Raw genomic sequence first — 20,884 nt, forward strand, 5'->3', positions numbered from 1 at the left:
GAAGCGCGCTATCCGCGCCTCCTCACTTACTCAAAGTAATAACAAATTAAAGATTACGCGTGCGACGCTTGATTAGACGCTCAGCCTCTTTAAGCGCTGTCTCGATGTCTTTACCTTCATCAAGTACTTCCATCAATGCGTTCTCTAAGATGATAGAACGTGCAACGTGGTCGCCTTGTGCTGGAGATACTGGTTTGATGTTTTGTGCCACTTCAGCAAACAGTAGACGGGCTTTTTGTCCGCCTAGGAATTCCATCTCTTCTTGGAAAAGCTCATCGTCATACGTGGTGATGTTCGCTGGGAAAGCAGCAATCGTTTCGAAGTGTTTAAGCTGTACTTCACGATCCGTCGTCATGTATTCAATAAGCGCCCAAGCTTCATCTGGGTTTTCTGATTGAGTTGGAATAGAAAGGAATGAACCACCCCAGCTTCCGTAGATGCCATCAGGTAGGTTTTCTACTGCCCATTTACCTTTAGTTTCAGGAGCAATCCAGTTGTTTAGGTGACCAAGAAGCCAAGCGCCAGAAAGTTGAGTTGCAAATGTGCCGTTGCGGAAGCCTTCGTACCATTCGTTAGACCAAGCCAGAATACGGCCGTCTAAGCCTTTGTCGCGAATCTCTTTTGCTACTTCAAAAGCGTGAACAAAACGCTCTGATGTCACGACTGGGTTGCCATCTTTATCGAAGTACAGACCTTCACCTTCAGGAACCGTCGTAAAGATAATCGCTTGTGCCACGTCGGCTGCCGAAGCGATAAGTTGTACGTTTTGCTCTTTCAGTTTTTCACCAGCAGCGATGTATGAGTCCCAATCTTTGATTGCGTCTTCTACATTAATACCTGCTTTTTCGAACACGTCAGTGCGGTAGTACATAACGCCAGGGCCAAGGTCGACAGGGATGCCGTACATATCGCCATCAGCGCCTTTGCCCTGTGCCCATGCGTATGGTGCGAATCGTTCTTCGTACTTATCTGCACCGTAGTTTTCAGACAAGTTAACTAGGCCGCCAGAACCCACGAATGGACCAATTTTCTCAACGTCCACAACAATCACATCACCCGCACCAGAACCCGTTGCAAGGTTCGTTGTCAGTTTCGTGTGGTGGTCACCGTGGTTGTTCATAAGGTAATCAACTTTGATACCCGTTTCCTTTTCGAAATCAGGCAGTAATACCTTCAGGCTGCTATCGAAATCAGGGAAACCGTCGAAACGAATTTCTTTGTCTGCTGCATTTGCAGCTGTTGTACCTAATCCTAAAGCAACCGCGCATGAAAGCGCTAAGGTCTTAAATTTCATGTTCTATCCTTAATATTTTTATAGGGTAACTGGTAAATCCGATACCGAGTTTCTAGTGACCAACGTCGGCAGCAATTTAAAGTTCACGTCATGTTTTATTTTCTTTAGCTTTTGCAGAGTGAGCTGCACAGCTTCAATGCTCATCTCTTCAATTGGGAAATTAATGGTGGTCAAACTAGGGGTCAGATAGCGCGCGAAGATGGTGTTATCGAAGCCCACCAGTGATACATCTTTCGGAACTGACAGCCCCTCTTGATGCAGCACCTCAAAGGCGCCAAATGCCATGTGATCATTCGAAGCAAATACTGCGGTGAAATGACACTTACGATTCATCAGCTTTTTCATAGCGCTGATGCCCGTCTCTTCAGTAAAGCCCGCTTCCGAGACTAAGGCTTCATCGTATGGCACACCCGCTTCTTCCAAGGCCTTTCGATACCCCTGCAAACGCCCCCTAGCGTCTGCTTTATCTAAAGGCCCGGTAATACACGCGATATCTGTATGTCCCTTTTGCAAAAGATATTGAGTAGCGAGTAGCCCCCCGACTTCGTTATCAATATCAATGCAACTCATCGCCATTTCTGGGATGAAGCGGTTAATTAAAACCACAGGGGTCCCCTGTTCTTCCAATTCAATTAAATAATCATCACTGAGCAATTGAGTATGAAGAATCAAAGCATCAACACGACGCCCCAGCAGAAACTCCACAGACTCGCGCTGCCCTTGTTCGGTGTTCGAACCCGCTGTAACCACAGCGTGGTAACCAAAGCGGCGTAGGTTTTCTTCTATGCAATGCAAAATGCCTGAATAGAAAGAACCGCCAAGTTCTGGAACAACAACGCCAACACTACCGGTACGACTTGACGCCAAAGCTTGAGCGATAGAGTTCGGGCGATAACCCAATTCTTTGATCGCTTTTTCAACCTTTAGCTTTTTGTCATGACTGACTCTGCTAGTGCCATTAATAACTCTAGACACTGTCGCCTGAGACACACCTGCATGTTCTGATACGTGTTTAATTGTCGCCACTCGAACCTCGATACTTCATTAGCTTGTAACCGCTTACAAAACGATTATTAAAGAAAGGCGTCTTGGTTGAAGTGAGTGTCATCACACTAAAGTTGGAGGTGAAAAGGCCAGTTGTGGAAATCATGAAAGCGCTTACAGATTCACTTCACACCATGAAACTGTTTCATGAAATCATGAATCCATCGTGAGTCAGTTTTGTTAAAAGCCTTAGTTCCGTGAAGGGGTTTCAACACACCTATTGGCGTATCAAATACGATGGGTATCGAGTATTTTCCACCATCTAGGCTATTGATATGCAAAGGCTACGACGTGAGTTAGCCATTACAATTACTAGGGATAAAGCAGGGTACGCGAGATAGATTAAAATAATATGAAACGAGGTATTGAAGATGTCATGGAGAGCAGAGGGAGAGGCAATCCAAAATGATACAACAGATATTCAAGACGAAAAAAAGGGCACAAAGAATGTGCCCAAGAATGGAGTTAATTGAAACGTGCCCTAATTAATCTGCCTTTAGGGCTAAAATGGACAGTATTTACTACTTTTAAACACAGGCTCTTTGAAAATATGCCTAATTCAAAGAGCTGCTGTCGCTAGCTTGTGATTACCACCAAGCTTCAAACATCGCACCGAATGACAATGTATCTACATTACCATTGTCTTTTGGAGCGCCTTTTGTCTCTACATCACCCACAGTTGTGTAAAAGCGAAGCATTGGACGACTCCAAGGTAAGCCACCTAGAGAAACGTTTTGAGATAGAGTTACCTTCCACGCGTTCTCTTCGCCGTCGTCATCGTAATCAACCATGCCGTAACCCGCTTCTAACCATGTAGAATGAACGTCATCCCATTGGTACTGTGGACGAACGATACCTGCATACTCAGTGTTATCGCGAGCTAAGTCTGCACCAGAGTTATCTTTATACGACACTAGGTAATCAATGATGAATTTATCCGATGCTGCGTAGTTACCTTCAATGCTTGCGTAAAAAGTTTTATAGTCGCCTTTCAACTCAAATACCGATGAATCTGCACCATCACCGTATTTCACTATTAATCGGTTAGAATCGCCTAAGCCTAACGTCGCACCTACCAAGTAAGCCGTTTCATCACTGACTTTAGTACCTGCAGTCACCACTTTTTCCGTTAAACCTGTATCTTGATCGATTACGTACTCAGTAGAGCTTGCTGTATCCGCTTCATCTGAAGCAAAACCGTAGTTCGCATACAAGTCTAGTTGACCGATACCCGCGTTAATTGAATGAAGTTTAGAAGTAATTGCGTATCGACCATTGTCATTTACGAGGCCGCCTTTCACTTGGCCAACAAAGCCCATATCTAGCTTAGCGCCACCGAAATCTAGGTTGTTAAAGCCAGCGCCTTGACCATCGTGTGTCATCCAGAAGTAATCATTCAAACCTTGTTGGGGACGTTGGTGGAAGTCGCGACCAGCCCACATGTAAAGTTCTGGTTGGCTTTCAAATACATTAGTTACACCAGCGTACATTTTTTTCATACTTAGGCCGCCATCGTCAGCCCAAGCGTCTGCTTCCCAGTGGTCTGCCATGAATACGACGTCCCAAATCGCACCATTGTCAGCTTCGAAAAGCTTAGCTAGCTGAACCTCACCACCATTAGCTTCGTTACCTAAACGACCGACAGAACGACCTGTTGTACCGATGTCTACGTAACGCTCATCACCGCTCTTGTAGTGAGCGCCGTAACGAGCATAACCAGAGAAGACGATGCCATCTGGCACCTTAGTTTCTGCAGTTAAAACCGCGGGTTGTTGATCGTTAACATAATCAATATCAACAACCTTAGATTCTAACTCTTGAATTCGTTTTTCTAGTGCTTCGATATTAGTATCAGCAGCAAAAGAAGAGAGTGAAGCAAGCGAAGCCGCCACTGCGACCGTTATTGGCAAAAGCTTAAATTTTTGCATTGTATTTCCCTATTATTTTTTTGAGTTTTCATCGAACAGGGAAATATTAAGCAATGAAAGCGTTGAAAAGTTGGTCGCTGTTCACACTGATAAATCAGCTTAAATGCCATGAAACTTTTAGAAAATCCATGACTAAAACTACTGACTTTAGATCAACAGGTTATAGTGAAAAATGCGTAAAATATCAGCTTGAAATCGCTTTCATTTCATCAGTAATGGTGGCGGCTATCACGGAAAAGGGTGTCGAAAAGCAAAGAAAACGAGGTGTGAATTTGATTGGTTTTCATATATATGAAAAGCCTCAAAATCTAAGGCAGATTTTGAGGCTTTTTGGTCTGAGTTAAATACCCAGTTATCTAAAATCAAGTATTCGCTAAAGTGAATCTAGGGACTCAATTCCCATATTGAACAGGGTAAATGCGTAGATATCAGCAGTGAGGTCGATAGCTTTACTCAGCGGCATACCTGCCCCATGCCCTGCATTGACGTCAATACGGATCATCACGGGCGCTCCGCCTTCATGCTTATCTTGCAGCTCTGAGATGAATTTATAAGAGTGAGCCGGTACCACACGATCATCGTGATCAGCTGTAGTAACCAATGTTGCTGGGTAATCGACGCCTCGTACAACGTTATGAACCGGGGAGTAACCCAGCAGGTATTCAAACATCTCTCTATTCTGCGCTGACGTGCCGTAGTCGTACGCCCAGCCTTCGCCAGACGTGAAGGTGTGGTAACGCAACATGTCCAACACCCCAACCGCAGGCAAAGCCACTTGGAACAGCTCAGGCCTTTGTGTCATGCAAGCGCCAACCAACAAGCCTCCGTTAGAACCGCCGCGGATCGCTAACTTATCATTGCAGGTATAGTTTTCTTCAATTAAGAACTCGGCAGCAGCAATGAAGTCATCAAATACATTCTGTTTTTGTTGTTGTGTACCCGCTTTGTGCCACGCCTTACCGTATTCGCCACCACCACGTAAGTTCGGCACTGCATACACACCACCCAGTTCCAGCCAACTGCCCACCGTTCCCGAGAAGGAAGGGGTTAGGCTAACGTTAAAGCCACCATAGGCGTACAACATGGTTGGAGTATTACCATCTAACACTAATCCCTTCTTATAAGAGATAAGCATCGGAACCTGAGTGCCATCTTTTGAGGTATAGAAAATCTGTTTAGATTCGAACTTGTCCGACTCAAACGGAGACTCAGAGCGTTGGTAGATTTCAGAGCTTCCAGATTCAACATCAAAAGAGAAAATCGTTGGCGGCGTTACATAGTTGGTAAAGGTGTAATAAAGCTGAGTTTGCTCGTTTTTTCCACCTAAGCCACTGGCCGTTCCCAGCCCAGGCAAATGAATGTCACGAACTCGATTACCTTGGTAATCCAACTGCTCAATCTTAGACACCACATCGACCATGTAGTGGGCAAACAAGTAGCCACCGCCCGTGCTGATATCCAATGGCTGTGGCTTTTCAGGGATGATTTCGAGCCATTTCCCATCGCGAGTATCAAAGCTCACCACCTTGCCGTTTGGCGCATCGAGGTTGGTGTATAAGATGAAGACTTCGTCTTGGTTATCAATGAGGTAAGTATCGCTATCCACATGATCAATCAACGTATTCAGCTGTTGTACTGGTGAATTTAAATCGATATAGAACAGTCTGTTACCCGATGTCGACTCTCGCCCTAGAATAATCAAGTAACGGTCGTCTTCGGTGGTGTAACCCGACACATAGCGGTGCTGCTCGGTGTTGTTCTCACCAAAAATCACTTTGTCGCTAGCTTGCTCGGTACCCAACTCATGGAAGTAAAGTTTGTGCTGTTCGGTACGTGCAGAAAGCTGGCTACCGTCTGGCTTATCGTAACTAGAGTAATAAAAGCCACGATTATCCAACCAAGAAATGCCGGTAAATTTAGCGTCGGTGATTTCGGCTTCAAGCTGCTGTTTAGTCTCAGTATCAATCACAAAGATCTTACGCCAGTCGCTTCCGCCCTCGGAAATACTGTACGCTACTAAACTGTAGTCTTTAGAAAACGACACCGAACCCAGTGATGTGGTGCCATCTTCCGAGAAGGTATTCGGATCTAGGAACACTTCAACCTGCAGACCTTCTTTTTGACGATAAAGAATGCTGTGATTCTGCAGTCCATCATTCTTATAGAAATAGGTGTAATCACCTCGCACAAACGGCTGTGAGCTCTTTTTGTAGTCTTGCGCTTTCGCTAATCGCTCTCGCAGTTCTGCGCGATACGGGATTTGAGCAAGGTAATCGAATGTGACTTCATTTTGGCTCGCCACCCACTGCGCGGTTTCGTCACTTCTGTCGTCTTCTAACCAGCGATATGGGTCTTCGATTATTTGACCAAAATAGTCATCGCTGACGATCTGTTTATTGGTGATTGGATATTGATACTCTTTTAAATAGCTCATCGTGATCCTTATTAAAAATAATGTGAAATCGTCAGGTAACGCGTTCTGATGTGTTCAATCAATAACTTAATCTTGTTCGGTGGCTGGCGAGTAAACGGGTACACCGCATAAATACCCAGCTTTTTACCGACTAAGTCAGGGAAGATGTCCACCAGCTGGCCGTTTCGAATATCGTGATACACCAGACAACGTGGCACGTACGCCACACCATGACCGCCCAAAGCGGCTTTTCTTAATGCCGTCGCATTATCGGTAGAGAAAGAGCCAGAGACGCGCACTATGTATTTATCGTTATCGGTAAAGCCATCTTTGCTATGCAGAAATTGCCATTCACTGGCACCCGTTGTTTGATAAGCGTATTGCAGACAATTGTGCTCAACCAAATCCTTGGGCTGCATCGGCTTACCATTCTTGGCGATATAAGACGGAGAAGCACATACCACCCATTGAGAGTCCAAGATATGACGGGCAATTAAGCTGGAGTCTTCCAAGTAACCGGTTCGAATGACCAAGTCGAGACCATCCTCAACCAAATCAACAAATCGATTGTTAAGAGACATATCGACCGTTAAACCTGGGTGCATATTACAAAACTCGGCAACAGCGTCTGCGAGAATCAAATCTCCGGAGATAGTAGGCACTGACATTTTGATATGACCACTGACATTTTCACCAAAGCCTGAAACTGCGTCCATAGCCTCTTGAGCCGCCTGCTTCACATTTTTGGCTCCGTGTAACATTGCCTTACCCGCCTCGGTCAGCGTCAATTTACGCGTGGTTCGATATAATAGCTGCACGCCAATCTCTTCTTCCAAACGCGCAATCCTCTTACTAACTACCGAATTTGTAAGGTTATTTTGTTCTGCCACCTTACTAAAACTACCCAACTCTACTACCTGTGAAAACAGGATCAAATCGTCTGCTCGCATTTGATTATGCCAATTTTGGAATTAATTATTTTCATTATTTCCCTATATCAATAAAAAATAAAGGGGTAAATTCACGCCAAATTAACAAAACAATTACAAAAACAGCTTTTGCAATCACATCGGTTACAAATAAAGCGACTCTAATTACAACAATTGAATCCTCGAGATTCAGATTAAACCTACAAAACTAATGACGTGTTATTCACTTCAAACATGAACGTTTGAAAACAAGTACGAGGAAGTACCCATGAGTGAAACTCTACTAGCATTATTGGCCTTTTCGCCAATAGTTGTTGCAGCGATTCTGCTGGTTGGCCTTAACTGGCCTGCAAAAAAAGCGATGCCAGTGGCATTTGCATTAACCGTTGCTATCGCCCTATTCGCATGGGATATGTCTAGCACTCGCGTGCTGGCTTCAGTATTCCAAGGCTTCGGCATTACCGTGTCGGTTCTCTGGATTGTGTTTGGCGCCATCTTCTTATTAAACACTTTGAAACACACCGGAGCTATCACCACCATCCGCAACGGATTTACTGACATATCAGCAGACCGTCGTGTACAAGCGATCATCATTGCTTGGTGTTTTGGTTCATTCATTGAAGGGGCATCAGGCTTCGGCACACCCGCCGCAATCGCCGCTCCATTGTTGGTGGCAATTGGCTTCCCAGCGTTAGCTGCGGTACTGATGGGCATGATGATTCAATCTACGCCGGTATCGTTCGGCGCAGTTGGTACACCTATCATTGTTGGCGTAAACAAAGGTTTGGATACGCACAACATCGGTGAAAGCCTGATTGCCAATGGTTCAACATGGGATGCTTACCTACAACAGATCACATCAAGTGTTGCAATCATCCACGCCTGCGTTGGTGTGATGATTCCTGTATTGATGGCGATGATGCTGACTCGCTTCTTCGGTAAGAACAAAAGCTGGACTGAAGGTCTTGATATCCTGCCGTTCGCACTGTTCGCCGGTGCTGCTTTCACCATTCCTTACGCACTAACGGGTGTTTTCCTCGGTGCTGAGTTCCCATCACTGATTGGTGGTTTGGTTGGCCTTGCGATTGTTGTAACAGCAGCAAAACGCGGCTTCCTAGTACCTAAATCAAAATGGGACTTTGAAAGCGAGGACAAGTGGCCAGCAGAATGGCTAGGTTCTTTGAAAATCGACCTTGATGACAACAACCAAAGCCATAAAAAAATGAGCATGGCGATGGCATGGGCACCTTACGTGCTGCTCGCTGTCACTCTAGTTGCTAGCCGTGTGAGCCCTGAGTTCAAAGGCCTGCTTAAGAGCGTTAGCCTTTCTTTCAGCAACATCCTTGGCGAGACCGGCGTAAGCACAGCGATTCAACCTCTGTATCTACCTGGCGGTATCTTGGTCTTCGTCGCACTGGTTGCTGTTCTAATGCAATCACGCAGCGCAACACCACTGGCTAAAGCTTTTGGTGAGTCGAGCAAGACTCTGATTGGTGCAGGCTTTGTGTTGGTGTTCACCATCCCAATGGTTCGTATCTTCATTAACTCTGGCGTGAACGGTGCTGATTTAGCAAGTATGCCAGTAACCACTGCCAACTTTGCAGCTGACCTAGTCGGCGGCGCATTCCCAGCGTTAAGTGCCACGGTTGGTGCGTTAGGTGCCTTCATTGCAGGTTCGAACACCGTTTCAAACATGATGTTCAGCCAGTTCCAATTCGAAGTAGCACAAACTCTGTCGATCTCTAGTGCTGTGGTTGTTGCTCTGCAAGCCGTTGGTGCTGCAGCAGGTAACATGATTGCAATTCACAACGTGGTAGCCGCATCGGCGACCGTAGGCTTGCTAGGACGCGAAGGCGCAACACTACGTAAGACTATCATCCCAACGTTCTACTACTTGGTGATGACAGGAATCATCGGCCTAGTGGTTATCTACGGCTTCAAAATGACAGACGCACTTATGTAAACCATAAGTCGTTACAAAAGCACTTGGCGTTAATACTCAATTCCCCGACTGCAACACCGTCTAATAAGACAGTTGATGAGTTTCGGAATGGATACTAAAACACATCAACACCCTCGGGTATTAACGCCATTTTATTGCTTCTCTGTTTCACCGTTAGAGAACAAACGAACACTGACTTTCAAGAATTAAAGCAGCCCAAGCCAAGCTCTCATAGAAGGGCAACATCCCAAGAATTTAGGACTGAAATTATGATCATATCCGCATCGACTGATTACCGCGCCGCAGCAAAAGCGAAATTACCACCGTTTCTTTTCCACTATATTGACGGCGGTTCTTACGGTGAACATACCCTACGCCGCAACACGGCCGATCTTGCAGAGATCGCGCTCAAACAGCGTGTCCTCAATGACATGTCGGACCTAAATTTAGAAACCGAGTTGTTTGGTGAAAAGCTCGCGATGCCGATTGCCTTAGCACCCGTTGGTCTAACAGGCATGTACGCACGACGTGGCGAAGTACAAGCTGCAAAAGCCGCAGACAATAAAGGCATCCCTTTTACGATGTCGACCGTATCTGTATGCCCGATTGAAGAAGTCGCACCTAAGATTGAGCGCCCAATGTGGTTCCAACTTTACGTGCTAAAAGATCGCGGCTTCATGAAGAACGTATTGGAACGTGCCAAAGCGGCAGGCGTGACAACACTGGTCTTCACGGTGGATATGCCTGTACCTGGCGCTCGCTACCGTGACATGCACTCAGGAATGAGCGGCCCAAATGCAGCAATTCGTCGTGTATTCCAATCGATGCGTCATCCTAGTTGGGCGGTTGATGTTGGTCTGTTGGGTAAACCACACGATCTTGGCAATATCTCTACTTACCGAGGTTCTCCAACCAAACTGGAAGACTACATCGGTTGGTTGGGTGACAACTTCGACCCGTCCATTTCATGGAAAGACCTAGAGTGGATCCGTGATTTCTGGGACGGCCCGATGGTCATCAAAGGCATTCTTGATGAAGAAGATGCAAAAGACGCCGTAAGATTTGGTGCAGACGGTATCGTAGTTTCAAACCACGGCGGTCGTCAGCTTGATGGCGTTCTATCAAGTGCTAAAGCACTGCCTGCAATTGCAGACGCAGTAAAAGGCGACACTAAGATTCTGGTCGACTCTGGTATTCGTACTGGCTTAGATGTAGTTCGCATGATGGCGATGGGCGCAGACTGTACCTTGCTTGGTCGCTCTTTCGTCTACGCGTTAGCAGCGCAAGGACAAGCAGGTGTTGAGAACCTACTCGACCTTTACGACAAAGAGATGCGCGTTGCGATGACTCTAACTGGCGCTAAGACAATCAAAGACTTAACTCGTGATTCTCTGGTGGGGCTAGATTAAACCTCAACGACTTAGGTTCGGATTCGGACTAATGCTTTGGTCTACTTAGACTGAAGTTCAATCGGTGTCACAGCAATTACACTGCCGTTGTGACACCGTTTAAGCACTGGAAAATAAAATAAAAAGCTAGGGCGTGTTGATCTTTCGAGCTGATTTTTGCAGCGAGTTGCTGGGTATTTATACAAGGCAGAGGCGTCGATGTGTAGCTAGCCTACATGAGAAGCCGATAACGTAGTAGAAATGGCCAGCAAACGCTGCCCGAAGGGTTCAGCTAAAAGCGTTTTACTCTTTGTTGAGGGGGATTTGCTTAGAGTGACTAGGCTACTTCCCCCTCGCCGCGATTAAAACGCTTTTATCTCGAACAAAATTTAACCACGAAAGGTCAACACGCCCTGAACAGTGCCAAATAAGAAGCACAAGGAAGCAAAGATGGAGACAACCACATCCCATGAGCGAGTACTAGACGCACAAGCTTATCAGCAGCTTGAAGCGATACTGGCTCAAAAAATAGAAACAGAACGCATTGTCACTCAAGAGGCAAAGCGCTTGGCTTACGGCACCGATGCGAGTTTTTATCGCTTGGTGCCGAAAATGGTTCTAAGGCTCAAGAACTTAGACGAAGTGATATTCACCATTCAAAGCTGTCGTGAACTCGGTATTCATTTTACCTTTCGCGCCGCGGGCACCAGCCTTTCAGGACAAGCCGTTTCAGACTCGGTCCTCATCACACTGACCGATGACTGGCGTGGCCATGAAATCGTAGATAACGGCAATCAGATCATCCTTCAACCGGGTGTGATTGGCGCTGATGCAAACAAATACCTTGCTCCTTTCCAACGTAAAATCGGCCCAGATCCAGCTTCAATCAATACCTGTAAAATCGGTGGTATTGCAGCAAATAACGCCAGTGGTATGTGTTGTGGTACTGCGCAAAACTCGTATCGCACCGTCGAGAGCATGAAAATCGTATTGAGTGATGGCTCCCTGCTTGATACGGCAGATAACGCAAGTGTTGAAGCATTCAAGCTATCACATAAAGAGCTGTTTAAAGGCATTGTCGAATTACATCAACAGACAGCTTCAAACCAAGAACTCGCAGACAGAATTCGCCACAAGTACCGCCTCAAAAACACCACTGGCTACGCTCTGAATGCCTTGGTCGATTACCACGACCCAATTGAGATCATCAAACACTTGATGATTGGCTCAGAAGGTACACTAGGTTTCATTGCTGAGATTACCTACAACACGGTTATCGAACATCCAAACAAAGCTTCGGCTCTGTTGGTGTTTGCCGACATCGAACAAGCCAGTAAAGCGGTTACTACGCTATCAAAAACACCCGTTGCTGCGGTTGAATTGATGGATGGTAGAGCGCTGCGTTCAGTGGCTGATAAACCGGGTATGCCTGCATTTATGCCAAGCTTGGACTTAGAAGCCGCGGCTATTTTGGTTGAATCACACGCCAGCTCCCAGCCGGACTTAGATTTACAATGTAAATCAATTTTGGACGCATTGACTGAATACACGATTGTTGAATCGGTGCCTTTCACTTCCGATCCAAAGACAGTCACAACTCTGTGGGGCATTCGAAAAGGCATGTTCCCTGCGGTTGGAGCCGTTCGTGAAGTCGGTACAACCGTTATCATCGAAGACGTGGCTTTCCCTGTCGAAAACCTCGCTAACGGCATTCGAGAGCTGCAAGAGCTGTTCGATAAATACGACTACAGCGAAGCGATCATTTTCGGCCATGCCCTCGAAGGCAACCTGCATTTTGTGTTTACTCAAGGCTTCGACAGCCAAACAGAAATCGATCGCTACGGCGGTTTCATGGATGACGTTGCCGAACTGGTCGCGGTGAAATACCAAGGTTCTCTGAAAGCAGAACATGGCACTGGCCGTAATATGGCACCTTATGTCGAATTGGAATGGGGTAAAGATGGCTACGCCTTGATGCAACAGATCAAAGCCTTGTTTGATCCAGAAAGACTGCTCAACCCCGGCGTTATTATTAACGACAATCCAAATTCACACATCACGAATTTGAAGCCAATGCCTGCTGCCGACGACCTTGTCGACCGCTGTATCGAGTGTGGCTTCTGTGAGCCTGTTTGTCCGTCTCGTACCTTAACTCTATCGCCACGCCAACGTATCGTGCTGTACCGCGAGTTACAACGCCGACGTGCCGCAGGTGAAGAGATGGAAGCAAGCGAACTAGAGAAAACCTTCGAATACCAAGGCATTGATACCTGCGCCGCAACAGGCCTGTGTGCCGAGCGTTGCCCAGTGGGAATCAACACCGGCGATTTGATCAAGAAGCTTCGTATTGCCAAGTACGAGAAATTTACGCCAATCGCTAAGTGGACAGCGGATCATTTCTCGACCACCACCAAGCTGACCAAAGCCGGCCTCAAAACCAACCAAGTGGCGAGTAAAGTATTAGGCGCAAACACAGTCGGCAAGCTAACCAACGGCCTGCGCTCAATAACTAAAGGCGCGACACCTGTTTGGATGCCTGAGATGCCGCAATCCAATAGTCACTCGCTAGTCTCATCACCCGTGACGGCAGAATCCTCAAGCAATCATAAGAAGGTGGTTTACCTCCCTTCGTGTGCCAGTCGAACCATGGGACAGCAAAGCGATGCGGGCGATCAACGCCCTCTAACTGAAGTGACCATGTCTTTGCTTAACAAAGCCGGATTTGAGGTTATTCTTCCGAAGAAGCTAGACGACCAATGTTGTGGCATGCCTTACGACAGCAAAGGGATGACCGATTTAGCCCAATCTAAAGCGCAACAGCTCGAAGAAGTGTTGTGGCAAGCCAGTCGTCAGGGTGAATACCCAGTATTAATGGACACCAGCCCATGTGCTAAACGCAGTATTGAACAGTTCACCAAGCCACTAGAAGTGCTAGAGCCGACAGGGTTTGTGAATCAATACTTGCTTGAGCACCTGACACTTGAGCCGCTGCAAGAAACCGTGATGCTGCATGTGACGTGTAGTTCTCGTCGAATGGGTTTGGAAGGCGCGATGTTGAGCCTTGCTAAAGCCTGTACCGAAGAGGTCATCGTTCCTGAGCATATTCAATGCTGTGGTTGGGCGGGTGATAAAGGTTTTACCACGCCAGAGCTGAATGAGGCGGCAGTGCATCCACTCAAAGAACAAGTGCCGAGCAACTGTACTCGTGGATTCAGCAACAGCCGAACCTGTGAGATCGGTTTGTCACATCACAGTGGCATTCCGTATCAATCCATCTTGTACTTAGTGGACGAAGTGGCGCAGTAGCTTCACTCTTAGTACAGAGCAATTTGCTCTAACTTAAAACAAAAATGGCAGCCCAATCAGGCTGCCATTTCTTTATTCGTTTATTCGAAAGATGCTACTTAACTGGGTGATGATGAGTTAACCGTTATTAAACTAGATATTACAAAGCTAAGCGCATCAGCTCTTCTGGCGAGTAGTGTTCTGCTTCTGCGCCTTTGGCGATTAAGTCGATCACTTGGAACTCGCTCATGTCACCAAACTCTTTGGTTAAGTAATCACGAAACGCTTTCTCATTCGGCCACTTACCTCGCACGATATAGCCCTCTTCTTTGTCAAAATCTTCTGTTTCAAAGAATGAAAAATCGGTCATACCAATATTGTGGCAATACAAAACGAGATACATAATTATTCCTCAAAAATGGGGTTACTAATAAAAACTCACAGGGAGATAGAAATCAAGCTCAAACACTTCATCACTGTTGAGAAAATGATTCTGATGATAATGCACATACGCAGGAGTAGAGCGCTGTTTAAAGCCAGACGTAGGTAGCCACTTTTCTAACACCATACTGATCTGTGGTAGCAGCTCACCATAACGGCCATTCAGTCGGAATACCGCGTGTAAACCACCCGGAATCACCATCTGGTTCACGACACTGCGATACTTAATCGGCTCATCAATCGCGATACACGCCACATAGCGACACTGATCCATTTCAACCCAAGCAGGGTTTGAGTGATGCAAACCAAATTGGCTCGAAAAGTCGCGCTGTTCTGAGTTCGCCCACGCTTTCAATATCAGCCACGCGTTGCGAATGGAACGGTTATAACCCGTATGTCGAACATAAGCCGCCATGCGCTCTGGTGTTTCAACGATCTTAGGTTCGGGTAACACTCTCTGCGCCACGTTCAAATAACCCGCCGCTACTTCGGGATCTTTCAAATAGGGTTTTTCTGCTATCTGTAAGTCGTGTTTACGCCATTCTCCGGGCGACATGTTAAAGGTCGCTTTGAATGCTCGGCTGAAAGATGACACCGAACTAAAGCCACATTTGCTAGCAATCTCTACCACTGACGACGTGGTATCGAACATCAATTGATTGGCCGCATACTCCATTCGAGTGCGTCGAATGTACTGATGTAGCGACTCCCCAACCACGCTTTTAAAGGTGCGGTGGAAGTGTTGTTCTGAATAAGCCGCAATCTCGGAGAGCGCTTTTGCCGACAAAGGCTGACTGATGTCTTGATGAATATGGAACAGAACATCATTGATTCGGGATAAGTGTTGTCGTGACATCGTTTAAATAGCATAAATGGACATGTTTAAGAGCATAAACGGACACGCTAGTTTTTACAATTGCCGTGTAATATCAAGCGATAGAATAAAAACGAAAAACGACGAGACACAACACATGGAAATCGCACAGTCATTACAACAGATTCAATCTTCATACATTCGAGAGATCCTCGCAGCCGCAAGCGATCCAAATGTCATCTCATTGGCCGGTGGTTTACCGGACGAGAAAACATTCCCTATCGATTTAATGAAGCCAACGCTAGAAAACTTAGCGAACATGCCTGAAGTTTTCCAATACGGTTCTACTGCGGGTTACGGCCCGTTGCTTGATCACCTTACGCAAAGCTACCAATTGCCAGAGACTCACACAGCAATGATCTGTACCGGTTCTCAGCAAGGTTTGGATTTGATTGCACGAGCGTATGTTGATCCGAATGATGTGGTTGTGATGGAAGCGCCAAGCTACTTGGGTGCGATGCAAGTGTTTGGCTTAGTTCAAGCAAACATTGCGACCGTGTCTCAAACTGAATTTGGCCCGAACCTAGACGAACTGGAAACGTGCTTTGCAGAGCAATCACCGAAAATGTTCTACGCCGTGCCAGATTTTCACAACCCAACAGGTGTATGTTGGGCAACAGAAACTCGTCAAAAAGTGGCTGAACTGTGTATTAAATACAACGTGGCATTCATTGAAGATGCGCCTTACCGCGAGCTACGCTTTACAGGCACTGAGCTGCCAATGGTTTCTTCGTTCTGCCCTGATAACTCTATCGTTCTTCGTTCATTCTCTAAGATTGCATCGCCAGGTCTACGTATTGGCGCGGTAACAGGTAAACGCAGCTACCTTGAGCCACTAATCAAAGTGAAGCAAGGCGCGGACTTACACTCAAGTGTACCAATGCAAGCGCTGCTTGTTGGTCTTCTAAAACATGAAGATTTCAACCTGCACATGGAAAATATTCGTACCCTTTACAAGTCTCGTTATGAAGTGCTGTTTTCAGAGCTAGAAAAACAGCTGCCTACTGACTGTGTATTAAAATCCGTTGATGGCGGAATGTTCATTTGGGTTGAAATCCCAGAGTGCGATACCTTCGAATTAGCTAAGACTCTGCTATCGAATGGCGTAGCGGTAGTACCAAGCCCAGTATTCTATCCAAAGGCTGATGAAGCTAAAGCTGCACTGCGCTTAAACTTCACCAACGCCAACCCAGAAGAATTAACAGAAGCGGTAAAACGCTTAGCGGAAGTACTTAACCAAGCGTAATCGCTGATTAAGTCAGACAGATTCAATACCAAGGCCCTGCTGTTTTTACAGCAGGGCCTTTTGGTTTGGGAATACGTTGTTGTAATTCGAACCTGATAAAACAGTTTCATTGAACTTCCTAGCCCATAAACCACACAAATAGAAATGATAAATAGCCCTATTTTTGGTTGGTTTTTGTCCATCCTTGGCTTGGTTATACTGCGGCGGATTTTAATAAGCCAATATGGGCAAACCTGAGTGAATTAAACTCAGTCTGTATCATAAAAGGCAACGCTCTGGATTTACGTTCCAGCTCGCAGAAAGGAAAAACCATGTCTCAATATGTTGTATGTGCTCTGTATAAATTCGTAGCACTTGATGATTACCAAGAAATTCGCCAGCCACTCACTGACGTGTTAGAAGCCAACCAAATCCGCGGTACTTTGCTACTTGCGAGTGAAGGTATCAACGGCACCGTTGCAGGTAAGCGCGAATCTATCGACGCTCTTCTTAAATGGTTCAAACAAGATTCTCGTTTGGCTGATGTTGTTTACAAGGAGTCGTTCAACGAAGAACAACCATTCAACCGCACCAAGGTTAAGCTCAAGAAAGAGATCGTAACCATGGGCGTTGAGGGTATCGACCCACGCCACGTTGTCGGCACTTACGTGAAACCAAACGAATGGAACGCATTGATCTCTGATCCTGATGTGATTCTGGTTGATACTCGTAACGATTACGAAGTCGATATCGGTACATTCAAAAATGCTGTAAACCCAAACACAGAAACCTTCCGTGAATTCCCTCAATACGTTGAAGAAAATCTCGATCCTAAGAAACACAAAAAAGTCGCGATGTTCTGTACTGGCGGTATTCGTTGCGAAAAATCAACAGCCTACATGAAAGAACAAGGCTTTGATGAGGTTTACCACCTTGAAGGCGGCATTCTTAAGTACCTAGAAGAAGTACCAGAAGAAGAGAGCATGTGGGAAGGCGACTGCTACGTATTTGACGGTCGTGTTGCAGTAAACCACCAGCTAGAAAAGAGCGGTTACGATGTGTGTAACGCGTGTCGTTTGCCAATCACTGACGAAGACAAAGCCTCTGAACACTTCGAGAAAGGCGTAAGCTGCCCTAAGTGTATTGATAAGCACAGCGACGAGCAGAAAGCCCGTTTCCGCGAACGTGAAAAGCAAGTTCAACTGTCGAATGCCCGTGGCGAAACCCACGTAGGCGGCGATGCTGCTCACCTTATCGAGCAACGCAAAAAAGAGAAGCTTGCACACAAAGAGCAGCAACGCTCTGGTAAGAAAGCGAAGTAATCCTTCTGCTTTCAACACGCATAGTTCCAAACATATAACTATAAATAGTTAGCTATATACATACAAAAGGGCGCAAGTTCGAAGATGATTCCTCGAGTTTGTGCCCTTTTTTGATCGCTTTACGGCTTTGTGTTTTGAACCACATTTCTTTCGATAAATTGCTTCTATACTGTCAGGGCGTGTTGACCTTCCGCGGTTGGATTTTGTTCGAGATAAAAGCGTTTTAATCGCGGCGAGGGAGAAGTAGCCTAGTCATTCTAAGCAAATCTCCCTTAACAAAGAGTAAAACGCTTTTAGCCGAACCCTTCGGGCAGCGTTTGCTGGTTATTTCTACTACGTTATCGGCCTCTCATGTAGGCTAGCTACACATCAAAGCCTCTGCCTTGTAGAAATACCCAGCAATTCGCCGCAAAAACAAGCTCGAAAGATCAACACGCCCTAAAAATCCGACTAGAGAGGAAGTGCCAATGCTCAATGAAAACCATGCCTTTATCTTAGATTTCCCAGATCTTAAATTAGACATTGTTCAGCTCAACCACGACGACGAAAAATTCAAAGCAGACATGCAGAAATACCACCAACTCGACTACGACATCCGTCAGCTAGAAATCTCTGGCAGCCCTATCGATGACGACAGCATGCACAACCTCAAAGTAGAACGCATGGCGCTAAAAGACTCGCTACACAAACAGCTCACGCGCCACCACGCACTTAAGATCGTTTAACAGAATACACTTGTCCTCAAAAACGTTTTTATAAACAGCCCGTTGACGGGCTGTTTACCACAAATTTACGCAGCTAATTTAGTGAAAATCTGAATGATAGCGGTCGGTAATTCAAAATCTTCAGATACTAAGAAGTGGATAATTGCTAATACTCTCTCAGCTACGTCTAACAAAATACTAATTTTGTTCATCATGAACTGTACTCTCTATTTTATATAAATGGAGCACATTGTTTTTTGCGTGGACTTTGATATGATTCGCCTTGAAACAAGTCATCATAATTGTTGTCCAGAAGTTTTAAGACTTTGTAGGAGAAGACTCTAAACTTTGCTTATTACAACGTGCATGATACAGATAAAAAAGCCTACCTTGTGTAGGCTTTTTTACATCTCAAACATTGTCATTTTCACCTCCTACTTAAATATCAAAAAAAACACTATATGTTGTGCGTTCACCTTAGCGATAGCACAATATGATGCACTGCATAACCTCTTCATTTTCCCGTATTTAACGAGAACCACCAACTTTGAGTATTGATTTGGATCAATGAAACTCTCACGCTGATAAAGATCAATCCAATATTCTTACGTTAGTTCTCCATTTAGAAAAAAACCAAGAAAACTAATAACATACCCATTAATTGGTTGAATTTATTGGAAGCGTTGTAGGGTAAGGGCTAGGTCAATACCTAAGCATAAATAAAGAAGAAACTAAAAAAACACACCTCACCTACATTCTTCAAGCACAAAAAAACCTCAACCTAACGGGTTGAGGTTTTTTTGTCGTTTAAAACACGAAACTACAGTGCCTTCGTATCAACAAATCAAAAGTGAACTACCCGAATACAGCTACTTCGCTAATTAAACGCCCTAGCCACTCGGCCGTTGCTGCTCAATTCGTAGTGACCAATATAGGCTGGGATAAATACCGATTGCCCTTTGGTGAGGGTTAAGTGCTCGCCTTTCTGACTCATTAGCACTAGGTCATCATCTATTGCCATTAAAATTTCAGCGCCACTTGTGATAACTTCTTCTTGATGAGGACGATGAAAGATATTGAAATTGAAGTCACTGACCGGGATATCATAACAATCACATTTACCCAGTTTTGATGGCTCTAACAACAAGCCTTCGAACGGAATTGGCGTGAATTTTGTGCAGGCGACTAACTCAGCGACATCAATGTGTTTTGGCGTTAAACCTGCTCGTAGCACGTTGTCTGAATTTGCCATAATCTCAAGCCCGGTACCTTTAATGTAAGCGTGCGGAGTGTTCGCATTCAAATACATCGCTTCACCTGGCTTTAGTGTGATCAAGTTAAGCAGCAGAACACAAAACAGACCGATATCGTTCGGGTACTGATGGCTAAGTTCAATGATCAATGCAAATTCTGTTTGATCTTGGTGAGCCTCTGCGTAAGTCAGAAGTTGCTCTAGCGCTTGATGTTTACATTGGTCATTAAGCGTTAATAGATCACGGAAAAACGCTTCTAAACCTAGAGAGTCAAGGTGGGTCCCAAACTCTTCAATCAAGCCAGCGAGCACGCTAGAGTCTAATCTTCTGAACAAACCTAATATTTCATTAAATTCTCGAAAGCCATTCATCGCTTGGTACTCAGTGATCGCGTAAACCAATTCAGGTTTATGGTTAGAGTCTTTATAATTACGATGCCCTGCAGTCAGAGGGATTCCTGCTTGCTCCTCTCTCGCAAAGCCTAACTCGGCTTGGTGCTTGTTTGGGTGGACCTGGACCGATAGCGCTTTTTCTGCTGCCAAGATCTTAAACAAGAACGGCAGTTCACCGAACTCCTGCGCAATATCAGTAGATAAATAAGCGGGTTTATTCTTGTTAATCAGCTCAGAGAGAGGCACCAAATGTTGGTCAAGCTTAACCATTGAGCAACCTTTTGGATGCGCTCCCATCCAAACTTCCGCTTGCGGCTCTTGTGACTCATTCTTAAAGCCAAACAGTTCACGTATCGAAGAAATACTCCCCCATGCATAATTTTGGATGGTGTTTTCCATTGGGAAAAATGAGTGTTCTGAGAAGTGGCTGAGTGACATGGCGTTTTCCGT

The 20,884-nt window shown here is 45.5% G+C and carries 15 protein-coding genes; 7 read left to right on the forward strand and 8 right to left on the reverse strand.

Annotation, left to right across the window (positions count from 1 at the left end; all coding sequences use genetic code 11):
* Positions 1–46 precede the first annotated feature (46 nt).
* The 3 genes from AB4513_RS19805 to AB4513_RS19815 form a co-directional block, all read right to left on the reverse strand.
* Positions 47–1,294, reverse strand: coding sequence for an ABC transporter substrate-binding protein (locus AB4513_RS19805; RefSeq protein WP_102257660.1), 1,248 nt, complete (start codon positions 1,292–1,294; stop codon positions 47–49).
* A gap of 18 nt (positions 1,295–1,312) precedes the next feature.
* Positions 1,313–2,320 (reverse strand): LacI family DNA-binding transcriptional regulator, encoded by a 1,008-nt coding sequence (locus tag AB4513_RS19810; protein ID WP_012601182.1) that lies wholly within the window; start codon positions 2,318–2,320, stop codon positions 1,313–1,315.
* Between the two features lie 605 nt (positions 2,321–2,925).
* A complete protein-coding gene (locus AB4513_RS19815; RefSeq protein WP_102257661.1) occupies positions 2,926–4,266 on the reverse strand; it encodes a carbohydrate porin in 1,341 nt (446 codons plus the stop codon).
* A gap of 53 nt (positions 4,267–4,319) precedes the next feature.
* Between AB4513_RS19815 and AB4513_RS19820 the strand changes: the two genes are divergently transcribed.
* Positions 4,320–4,610 carry a hypothetical protein gene (locus AB4513_RS19820; protein ID WP_102257662.1) on the forward strand — a complete coding sequence of 97 codons (291 nt, stop codon included), beginning with the start codon at positions 4,320–4,322 and terminating at the stop codon, positions 4,608–4,610.
* A 29-nt stretch (positions 4,611–4,639) separates the two neighbouring features.
* Here the strand turns inward: AB4513_RS19820 and AB4513_RS19825 are convergent, their stop codons facing one another.
* Positions 4,640–6,700, reverse strand: coding sequence for a prolyl oligopeptidase family protein (locus AB4513_RS19825; RefSeq protein WP_102257663.1), 2,061 nt, complete (start codon positions 6,698–6,700; stop codon positions 4,640–4,642).
* An 11-nt stretch (positions 6,701–6,711) separates the two neighbouring features.
* Positions 6,712–7,629 (reverse strand): LysR family transcriptional regulator, encoded by a 918-nt coding sequence (locus AB4513_RS19830; protein WP_017061562.1) that lies wholly within the window; start codon positions 7,627–7,629, stop codon positions 6,712–6,714.
* Between the two features lie 247 nt (positions 7,630–7,876).
* Between AB4513_RS19830 and AB4513_RS19835 the strand changes: the two genes are divergently transcribed.
* The 3 genes from AB4513_RS19835 to AB4513_RS19845 all read left to right on the forward strand — a co-directional run bounded on the left by AB4513_RS19835 (position 7,877) and on the right by AB4513_RS19845 (position 14,244).
* Entirely contained in the window at positions 7,877–9,571 is a 1,695-nt protein-coding gene (locus AB4513_RS19835; RefSeq protein ID WP_102257664.1) for an L-lactate permease, read from the forward strand.
* A 248-nt stretch (positions 9,572–9,819) separates the two neighbouring features.
* A complete protein-coding gene (lldD, locus tag AB4513_RS19840; RefSeq protein WP_017083007.1) occupies positions 9,820–10,959 on the forward strand; it encodes an FMN-dependent L-lactate dehydrogenase LldD in 1,140 nt (379 codons plus the stop codon).
* A 429-nt stretch (positions 10,960–11,388) separates the two neighbouring features.
* Positions 11,389–14,244, forward strand: a complete 2,856-nt coding sequence (locus tag AB4513_RS19845; RefSeq protein ID WP_102257665.1) for an FAD-binding and (Fe-S)-binding domain-containing protein — start codon at positions 11,389–11,391, stop codon at positions 14,242–14,244.
* 139 nt (positions 14,245–14,383) lie between these two features.
* Here AB4513_RS19845 and AB4513_RS19850 read toward each other — a convergent pair whose 3' ends face one another.
* Both AB4513_RS19850 and AB4513_RS19855 read right to left on the reverse strand, forming a co-directional pair.
* Entirely contained in the window at positions 14,384–14,626 is a 243-nt protein-coding gene (locus AB4513_RS19850; protein WP_012601190.1) for a hypothetical protein, read from the reverse strand.
* 24 nt (positions 14,627–14,650) lie between these two features.
* Complete coding sequence (locus tag AB4513_RS19855) at positions 14,651–15,520, reverse strand: GyrI-like domain-containing protein (protein ID WP_009846140.1); 870 nt, start codon at positions 15,518–15,520, stop codon at positions 14,651–14,653.
* A 115-nt stretch (positions 15,521–15,635) separates the two neighbouring features.
* Here AB4513_RS19855 and AB4513_RS19860 point away from each other — a divergent pair, with 115 nt between their 5' ends.
* The 3 genes from AB4513_RS19860 to AB4513_RS19870 all read left to right on the forward strand — a co-directional run bounded on the left by AB4513_RS19860 (position 15,636) and on the right by AB4513_RS19870 (position 18,810).
* The gene (locus tag AB4513_RS19860) at positions 15,636–16,784 is read left to right on the forward strand and encodes a PLP-dependent aminotransferase family protein (RefSeq protein ID WP_102257666.1); all 1,149 of its coding nucleotides are present in this window, start codon (positions 15,636–15,638) and stop codon (positions 16,782–16,784) included.
* 311 nt (positions 16,785–17,095) lie between these two features.
* Positions 17,096–18,085 (forward strand): rhodanese-related sulfurtransferase, encoded by a 990-nt coding sequence (locus AB4513_RS19865; protein ID WP_102257667.1) that lies wholly within the window; start codon positions 17,096–17,098, stop codon positions 18,083–18,085.
* Positions 18,086–18,552: 467 nt separating this feature from the next.
* The gene (locus AB4513_RS19870) at positions 18,553–18,810 is read left to right on the forward strand and encodes a YdcH family protein (protein WP_010432560.1); all 258 of its coding nucleotides are present in this window, start codon (positions 18,553–18,555) and stop codon (positions 18,808–18,810) included.
* A gap of 856 nt (positions 18,811–19,666) precedes the next feature.
* Here AB4513_RS19870 and manA read toward each other — a convergent pair.
* Positions 19,667–20,872, reverse strand: coding sequence for a mannose-6-phosphate isomerase, class I (gene manA, locus AB4513_RS19875; RefSeq protein WP_102257668.1), 1,206 nt, complete (start codon positions 20,870–20,872; stop codon positions 19,667–19,669).
* Positions 20,873–20,884: the final 12 nt, after the last annotated feature.

This window comes from Vibrio sp. 10N.222.54.E6 (genome assembly GCF_041473955.1).
Lineage (GTDB): Bacteria > Pseudomonadota > Gammaproteobacteria > Enterobacterales > Vibrionaceae > Vibrio > Vibrio tasmaniensis_A.